Here is a 1,051-nt window from a genome sequence, read left to right as displayed (position 1 = left end):
CCAGGCGCCCTGGCGGCGGTAGAACTCGCCGAGCACGAAGGCCGTCTCCACGGTCGCGCCCGGATTGTCGAAACGCGCCGCCACCGTGTTCTGTACGGCGTCGCGGACCTCGATGTACAGGTCGGGGACCTTCCCGAACGATCCACCGTCCGAGGAGGCCGCGAGGATCACGGTCTCGATCACGGGCTCCACGCGCGCGAGGTCGACGAGCAGACTGTCGGTCACCCGGCCGCCGACCTCCCGCTTGCCCTCGTGGCGGACCGCGCCGGAGGAGTGTGCGGACTGGTTGTAGAAGACGAAGTCCGCGTCGGAACGCACCTTCCCGCCCACCAGGAGCAGGGCCGAGGCGTCCGCGTCGGGCACGCCGGGGCCCGATCGCCAGCCCAGTTCCACCCGCAGCGCCGTCGTCGGCACCGGGGTGTTCGATCCTTTCGACATTGACATGTCCGCCCCCATCACGTGTCACCGAACCGGGCTGCGTCCCGGCGGTTCGCCAACTTCTCCGCGCCCAACCTATTCCCCCGCCGCCCGCTCCCGACGAGGAGCGCGGCAAGAGGTCCGGCCAACCGCCGGTAACCCGCCCGGAACTCGGCCTTTACCGCGCAATCACGTCTCGCGATGCCCTATTTTGCCAAGTTCGCTCGCATTAGGGATCCCAGGTCACTGCGGACACGGAAAACAACCCTCTTATCGGTCTCCCCAACCAGCACATCGTGGGCTTAACTTATGTGCCATGACCTCCCCCCGCTCCACTTATGGCGGCGGCTACTACTCCGCCTCCTTCCCGGACACTCCGATCTACGACTCGCTCGTGGCCGAGCGGGGCACCCCGCAGATCGCCCCGATCCGGGTCCCCGCCGCGTACGACGCGCCGGGCAGCCACCTGCCCGCGCTCCCGTCGGCTCTGCCCGCCCTCCCGGCGGGCCCGTCCCAGTCCTCCTACGGCTACCCGCAGCAGGTGCCACAGCCCGCCCCGCTGCAGCAGGCCCCCGCCGCGTACATCCCGCACCAGGCGACCGCACCGCGCGGCTATCCCGGCCCCCAGCAGCCG

General features: G+C 70.1%; 2 protein-coding genes. One reads left to right on the top strand and one right to left on the bottom strand.

Features of this window, described 5'->3' with window-relative positions; all coding sequences use genetic code 11:
- On the bottom strand, positions 1–438 hold a 438-nt coding region (locus tag EBH09_RS39515; protein ID WP_238697514.1), incomplete at its 3' end, for a TerD family protein.
- A gap of 295 nt (positions 439–733) precedes the next feature.
- On the opposite strand from EBH09_RS39515, the gene EBH09_RS33110 reads away from it, so the two are divergent.
- A partial coding sequence (locus tag EBH09_RS33110; protein WP_238697513.1) for a DUF6643 family protein occupies positions 734–1,051 on the top strand: 318 nt, incomplete at its 3' end.

The organism is Streptomyces sp. E2N166 (genome assembly GCF_003671715.1).
In the GTDB taxonomy this organism is placed as follows: Bacteria; Actinomycetota; Actinomycetes; order Streptomycetales; family Streptomycetaceae; genus Streptomyces; species Streptomyces thinghirensis.
Note: the sequence above shows the minus strand (reverse complement) of the source record. Positions and strands in the feature narration are given on the sequence as shown.